The following is a 6,800-nucleotide window of genomic DNA, read 5'->3' as shown; positions in this document are numbered from 1 at the left end:
AATTAAATTTGCAACACGTTTTGTCCTATAACCCAAGATCTATGATACTTACTTTTGGTGGGATTGATTATTTTAAAGAAGAGATGGGTTTCATTAAATCTCTACTAAAAGGTGCCTCACATATCGTGAAGGGAGTTACACCGATTGATGTGGAGTCGATTTTTAAGGGGACTAAAGCGTTATGCGGAATTAATGATGCGGACCGGTTATCAAAATTAGAATTTATTGAACAAATGGATAGTCAAGTTGATTCTTTTTTAGATTATATATGTAAGGGTCAATATGATAAATTAGTTATATTTATAGATGAACTTGACCGCTGTAAACCTAGTTTTGCTGTTGAACTACTTGAAATAATAAAACATTATTTTAATAATGATAAAGTGATTTTTGTGCTTTCTACTAACCTAAGTGAATTTCAACATTGTATAAAGCAATACTATGGAGAAGGTTTTAATGGATGGAAGTATTTGGATCGGTTTATTGATATTCGGGTTACATTACCTAAGATTACAGCTGAAGAATATTGTAAATACTTATGGAGTAATTCTTATAATGATAGGATTGATGATTTAGCTATATGTTGTGCTCAACATTTTGATTTAACATTACGGGAAATTGAGCGTTATAATAATCTGGTTAAAATATCGATACAAAATGCTCTTGAAAAGCAGCATAAAACTAATGACTTTAGAAAGGATTTTCAAGATTTATATGCTTTTTGGATTCCAATAATTCTTGCTGTAAAATTCCATTCAGGAAAGGAATATTTTGATTTTGTTGCTGGTAAACGTTATTCATTAATTGCGGCATTGATGTCAAAAGAAAAGTATAGAAATAGTGCTATTGCATTACTATTTAATGAAAATGAAAAAAATAATCAAAATTATGATTTAGTATATGAAAAAGTTGAGTATTATTATGAAAAGATTTTTTTGGGAGCGTTATCTAAAGATTTTTCTCATAAATTAAGCGAATCTATAAAATTTGATAATTTGAGAATTGATGAGGCTGTTAAGCAAAATTTAATAAATATAGTTAATTTATTTTCTGCATGGTCAGTTTATGATGTTTAGTAGAGGTATTTTATATGAATATAGGAAAACTAGAAGCTGTTCCGATACGTGATTTATAGGTCCCATGAGCAATATGATTTTTCAGCATGGCTTGCAAAAGAAGAAAATCTATCAATTTTAGGCGAAGATTTAGGGATAGTATTCACTGGTATTGAAACTGAGCAGTTTGTAGGCTCATATAGATGTGATATTGTAGCTAAGGATGATTATAATGAAGGTAAAGTTGTTATTATTGAAAGTCAACTAGAAAGTTCTAACCATGATCATTTAGGAAAAATAATTACTTATGCATCAGGATTAGATGCTTCAAAAATTATTTGGATTGTTGCAAATGCACGTTCGGAACATAAGAGTGCTATTGAATGGTTGAATCATACTACTACAAAGGATATTAACTTTTTCTTAATTGAATTGAAGGCGTATCGCATTGGTAGTTCTTTACCGGCGCCTAAGTTTGAAATTGCTGAGATGCCAAATGATTTTTCTAAGACCGCAAATGTTATGTCTGACAACAAAGAACTAAATAGATCGCAGGCTGCACGGTATGATTTCTGGACTCGTTTAATTGAATATAGTAGTAGTAGTGAAATTACAATTTTAAAAAATAGAAATGCTAATACGGATCATTGGATGACGGTATCTATTGGTACGAGTCAAGCACATATGGAGATTAAACTTATTAATAAAGAGCATTATATCGAAATCAGCCTTTATATTCGTGATAATAAAGACCTATATTATTTATTGGAAAACTTTAAAGATGATATTGAAAATGAGGCAGGACATAGTTTAGATTGGCGAAATTCTGATGGCTCTAAGAAAGCAGAGATTGTTTATGAAATACCTGGATTAGATTTTGATGATACGAGTAACTATGATACATTAATGCAACAAATACTAGAAAATGTAGTGCGACTTAAAGATATATATATCAAATATTTAAAGAAAATTGGAAACTTATAGTTTTGTAATTAGATTTATTAAAAACTATAAATATGAACGGTTATTTAACCTAGGGGAGATAAGTATAACATCATTACTTTTGTTGTCGGAGAATTATCTCAAGATACTTTCATTTATTGGTGTCTAAATTGGTTTAATGAACTTGAAAATGAATCTACTCGTCGGTATCACTAATTAAGGCGCTGATAATTAGTTTTTCTTTTAGTGAAAGCGGTGTCCTAGATGAATGTAAATCATGCGTTATTAATATTTAAATCTGCACTAGAATATGCTGATTTTAAGGGGATTAATAATTTGTTAGCAGACAATTGTCAGTATATTAATGTTGAGAGGAATATATTAAAAAATGGAAAGGTAGAAGTATATGATTTTCTAAATTCAACGGCAAAAAGGACCAGAGATGAAAATGTAGCCGTGTATGCACATATGATGACACTTGGGGAGGAAATCAAGGGAAAAGAGTTTTTTTATGAAGGTCAAAGAGGGCTCGCTATTGCATACAATGAAATAGACAATTATGCTATAGGTATGTTTATTGAGTTAGATTCAAATAATTTTATTAACAAAATTATTGTTAGTGATAAAATTCCGAGTTTTAGACTTGATAAACATCGTGCTGAATATAATTCCCCTCCTATAGATTACATTTTTTATAAGACGCCTGTTGATTTTTTGGATTGGCTTACGGCCATTAGTATTTGGTTAGAAACTGGATATGTAAATGAGCATTCTTTTTATGATTCACTTGCTGATGAGTGCTGTGTACATTTTCAAAGAAAAAATCAAGAACCTATTTTGTTGTTAGGTAAGGAAAATATTATAAATGACTTTAGTAAGATAATGAATTTATTTTTCTATACTATGCCACATATAATTCATGATAAGAATAATAGATCCTTTATAATGTATGGACCTATGACGATTGAAATCGGCCGTAGTTTAGCGGGACCAGCAAATTTTATACATATTTATATTGACGACACTGGAGATTAGTTTGCATATTATTTCTTGCATAGGTTTATTATGCTTTAAAACAGGGAAAGAAACCATATGATTTCTTTCCCTGTTTAGATATGATATAATTTATATCCAAGTGAGTCATAAATGGTTTGGTCGCCAGATTTCGCTTCTAGTGTTTAAAATTGAAGAAACGGTCTGACATCATGTCAGGCCGTTTCTTCATGTTTAAATGGAGTTATTAGTTGTGTAATTTTCGTTTACCGTATAATTTTAGGGCTATAGCAATAATTGTATTTATTACAAACAGAACGGCAAAGCATTCTAAAGCAGTAGTATAGCCATATCCTGCTTCGTGAAAGTATGATACGAGCATAGGGCCCACGATGCCAGCCAATCCCCAAGCAGTTAGAATACGACCATGAATAGTAGAAAGTTGACGTATACCGTAGAGATCTGCAAGATATGCCGGCATACAGGCGAATCCACCGCCATAGCATGTGATAATGAGAAGGATTAAAATTTGGAATGTTAGCGCGCTATTTGTTTGGGCGAGTAAATAGAATGCGACAATTTCTATAATAAAGAATAGTATGTAAGTCTGTGCTCGTCCAAGGTAATCGGAAATAGTAGACCATGCAATACGCCCCCCGCCATTGAAGATACCGATGATACCAACTAGCGATGCAGCTGCTGCAGGTGTCATACCAATGGTTTCTTGTGCCATAGGGGACGCTAAGGATAGGAGGCCTATACCACAGGTAATATTAATAAAGAATACCCACCAAAGGGCACCGAATTGCCAAGTTTTCATGGCATCATTGGCTAGCATGCCATGGTTATGAACGTACATGGTGGATTTATCTTTCGTAGGTCGAGTTGGATGTTTTGGTTGAGGTGCTTTTAAATAGAGAGAAGAGGCGCCCATAATTACAAGATAGATTACGCCGAGGATAATGAAATTATTTACCAATCCAACCTGAGCTACGAGGTATTGCATAAGAGGCCCTGCAATGAGTGAAGCAAACCCAAAACCCATAATAGCTAAACCGGTAGCAAATCCTGGGCGATTTGGAAAGTATTTAACGAGCGTAGAAACTGGTGTTATATATCCAATACCTAGTCCAATACCACCGATGATACCGTAGAAGAGATAGAGTAAGGTAAGATTGTGGATGTTAAGTGCATAGGCCGTGCCGAATAATCCGGTTACCCAGAATAACATAGCGAGAAGGCCGCTTTTTTTAGGACCTATTTTTTCTGCAAAGGATCCAAGAAAACCCGCAGATAGTCCGAGCATTAAAATGGCTAATGAGAATGTCCATGTTGTTTGCGATAAGGTAAAACCCATATCTGCCATGATTGGACGTGTAAGCACGCTCCATGCGTATACGCTACCAATGGATATGTGTATACCAATGGCTGCTAATGCAATAAACCAACGATTTCTCATAAGAAAACTCCTTTCGTATAAATGAGATACTCAAATATAGATAAAGAAGCCTTTGTAACGAGAAGGCAATAAAAAAACCATCTGAACAAAAGCTTGCCCAGACGGTCGGCTATCACACGATGTGTGCTACTGTGCATGTAGTTAATTCTACGTATCCGTCAGCCCAGTAGGAATATATTACAAATATAGCAATTGAAAGGACATCTTGTCGGTGATATAAGTCACTATCGTATGCACTATGAGGATTTATAAAAGAAAACAAGGAAAGAAATCCTTAGATTCCTTTCCTTATTTAAATATGATATAATTTATATCAAAGTGAGGCATAAATGGTTTCGACGCCAGACTTCGCTTCTAGATTTATTGAATTGAAGAAACGGTCTGATTTCTATGTCGGGCCTTTTTTCATGCGGCCACACACCACCAATCTCTAGAGGATTAGCAAAGGCTGGACCCATTTAGAGGCCTCAAGTTCAATATAGCGGTGTTGATAATTAAAGTAAATAGATAAGAGGTTCCTAATAGTCACTTAGGTGACCAATAGGAACCTCTTTCGTTTTGTAATCGTTTTCATAAAATATGTTAAAATACAGTTAATACTACTGTTCAATAGGGGGGACGTATTTATGAAACATTGTATTATATTACTAAGTCTCGGTCTATGTTTAGCTGTACCGATGTCTTCAGAAGCTATGGATATAAAGCCTCTTTTGCGTGTTGAGAATGTACATAATGGTCAATTTAATGAGGCGCTAGAATCTTTCACAGAAACAAAGTTTTATGGCCCTTATCAATTTCGAGTATTAAAGGATGCTGTTGAAACGCAGGGCGAAACAAAGGACATTGATGGTAGGGTGTTTAGAACCTCTGATGGGGTATTAATGCATGTAAAGGCTAGGTCCGTTGATAATGGCAGTACATCCTTAGATAAAGAGGTTAAGAAAATTATTAAAGATAGAACGATTCCAGAACCTACAGTTAAGATGGTATTACCTGTTAGGTATGATGTAATAGAGGTCAACAATGATGGCGTGCGTAGTTTATTTATGGAATTTATGTATGGGTGGCCATTAGAGTATCGAACGGATATGGTATTAGTTACAGATTATGAAGATACTAGATACTACTATAATTTACAGTTTTATCGACATAAGTTACCTAAAGGTATTCGTATTGAACAGTTGCGCCAAATGATTATGGATGCGCAGTTCAGTCATAAATAAGCTATAATCCTTCAGATCCCAATATTTGTTCAGCCTATTATATTCAGTGGGCCTACAATATTTAGCTAAATAGGTATAGTAAAAGCAAATAGTAAAGAGGTTCCCAATAGTCAACTAGTGACCATTGGAAACCTCTTTTATTGTGTTTGTATTATATAGTTTTGCAACTATTACAAGATGTTTTTACCCAAAGGAAATACAGTTTTACCGAATACTTTGTTTACAAGTACCGCACCGGAACCGTAGAAGCCCAAGAGGGAGATGAATAATTCAGACCATGCTGCAAGAGCATAGAATCCTGTGCGACCACCCAAGAATAGATCTGTTGAAAGACCAAAGAATAGGAAGCAAATAAGAACTATAATAGCCAATACAACTTTGTTTGTTTTCAAAGACACGATGGTACCGAAAATAGAGAAGATCAAGAAGCCCACAAAAGCGAATGCTAATTGCGTTACATCGAAACCTTTTTGAATTTCAGGACCGAAGGTGCCCATTTGAATCAACCAAACACCAGCCATAGCGGACCAGAACAAGCCGTATGCACCGAATACAACGGAACCGAAAGCATTGTTCTTCTTAAAGTCAAAATAACTTGCAATTATTTGGCCCAAAGAACCTAATAAAACTGCCCAAGGTATAAAAACGGATGTTGTTGGACCAGACCAGCCTACGCGGGACGTGGATACCACAAAACATACAACAGCGAGACCAAGTAGACCAAGACCAGTAGGATCCGCTACATTTTCGCTCATTTCAACTTTTCTTACTTCATTTTCCATTTGTTCCTCATTTCTCTGTCAACTAACTACAACTACACAGCCAAATCTTCACATGATTACAATTATTGTCATCTCCTATTAAGTACTGTGTGTACTGAATTGATAGCTAACCATTGTGAAAGTATTGCCTCATAAATGTAACATATATCACAGTTTTAAGGCAATAGAGCAAGTCATAGATGTATGCCTAAAACGCATATAAAGAAATACGTTAAAAACATATAAAAAACGTAGAAATAATGAGTAATAAGATTTTAACCTTATATATTTCTACGCTTTTATTAGAATTAGTATTTAATGTATATGAATTTGTTATAGATTAAGGAGCAAACTGCTATCTAGGATA

6 protein-coding genes and 1 riboswitch are annotated in these 6,800 nt (G+C 34.3%); of the genes, 4 read left to right on the top strand and 2 right to left on the bottom strand.

The window, feature by feature from the left end:
• From HMPREF1865_RS00140 to HMPREF1865_RS00130, 3 genes are all read left to right on the top strand, one after another.
• Positions 1-1,076: KAP family P-loop NTPase fold protein (locus HMPREF1865_RS00140; protein ID WP_230949582.1), on the top strand; the 1,076-nt coding region annotated here is incomplete at its 5' end.
• 48 nt (positions 1,077-1,124) lie between these two features.
• On the top strand, positions 1,125-2,039 hold the full coding sequence (locus HMPREF1865_RS00135) for a DUF4268 domain-containing protein (RefSeq protein ID WP_230949581.1): 915 nt from the start codon (positions 1,125-1,127) through the stop codon (positions 2,037-2,039).
• Between the two features lie 222 nt (positions 2,040-2,261).
• A complete protein-coding gene (locus HMPREF1865_RS00130) occupies positions 2,262-3,032 on the top strand; it encodes a hypothetical protein (protein ID WP_060918804.1) in 771 nt (256 codons plus the stop codon).
• Between the two features lie 205 nt (positions 3,033-3,237).
• Here the strand turns inward: HMPREF1865_RS00130 and HMPREF1865_RS00125 are convergent, their stop codons facing one another.
• Positions 3,238-4,449: an L-lactate MFS transporter gene (locus tag HMPREF1865_RS00125; protein WP_060918803.1), complete on the bottom strand. Its 1,212-nt coding sequence runs from the start codon at positions 4,447-4,449 to the stop codon at positions 3,238-3,240.
• An 88-nt stretch (positions 4,450-4,537) separates the two neighbouring features.
• Positions 4,538-4,625, bottom strand: a riboswitch (ZMP/ZTP riboswitch).
• Between the two features lie 450 nt (positions 4,626-5,075).
• Here HMPREF1865_RS00125 and HMPREF1865_RS00120 point away from each other — a divergent pair.
• Positions 5,076-5,672, top strand: a complete 597-nt coding sequence (locus tag HMPREF1865_RS00120; RefSeq protein WP_060918802.1) for a hypothetical protein — start codon at positions 5,076-5,078, stop codon at positions 5,670-5,672.
• Positions 5,673-5,842: 170 nt separating this feature from the next.
• Here the strand turns inward: HMPREF1865_RS00120 and HMPREF1865_RS00115 are convergent, their stop codons facing one another.
• Positions 5,843-6,454 (bottom strand): acetate uptake transporter, encoded by a 612-nt coding sequence (locus HMPREF1865_RS00115; protein WP_060918801.1) that lies wholly within the window; start codon positions 6,452-6,454, stop codon positions 5,843-5,845.
• Positions 6,455-6,800: the final 346 nt, after the last annotated feature.

The sequence above is a fragment of the Veillonella parvula genome (assembly GCF_001553335.1).
GTDB classification, from domain to species: Bacteria; Bacillota; Negativicutes; order Veillonellales; family Veillonellaceae; genus Veillonella; species Veillonella parvula_S.
This window is presented reverse-complemented; position numbering and strand designations above follow the sequence as displayed.

Bases quoted from the DNA above. Each gene is read 5' to 3' on its own strand.
- HMPREF1865_RS00130 (WP_060918804.1), top strand. From the start codon at position 2,262: ATGAATGTAAATCATGCGTTATTAATATTTAAATCTGCACTAGAATAT.
- HMPREF1865_RS00125 (WP_060918803.1), bottom strand. From the start codon at position 4,449: ATGAGAAATCGTTGGTTTATTGCATTAGCAGCCATTGGTATACACATA.
- HMPREF1865_RS00120 (WP_060918802.1), top strand. From the start codon at position 5,076: ATGAAACATTGTATTATATTACTAAGTCTCGGTCTATGTTTAGCTGTA.
- HMPREF1865_RS00115 (WP_060918801.1), bottom strand. From the start codon at position 6,454: ATGGAAAATGAAGTAAGAAAAGTTGAAATGAGCGAAAATGTAGCGGAT.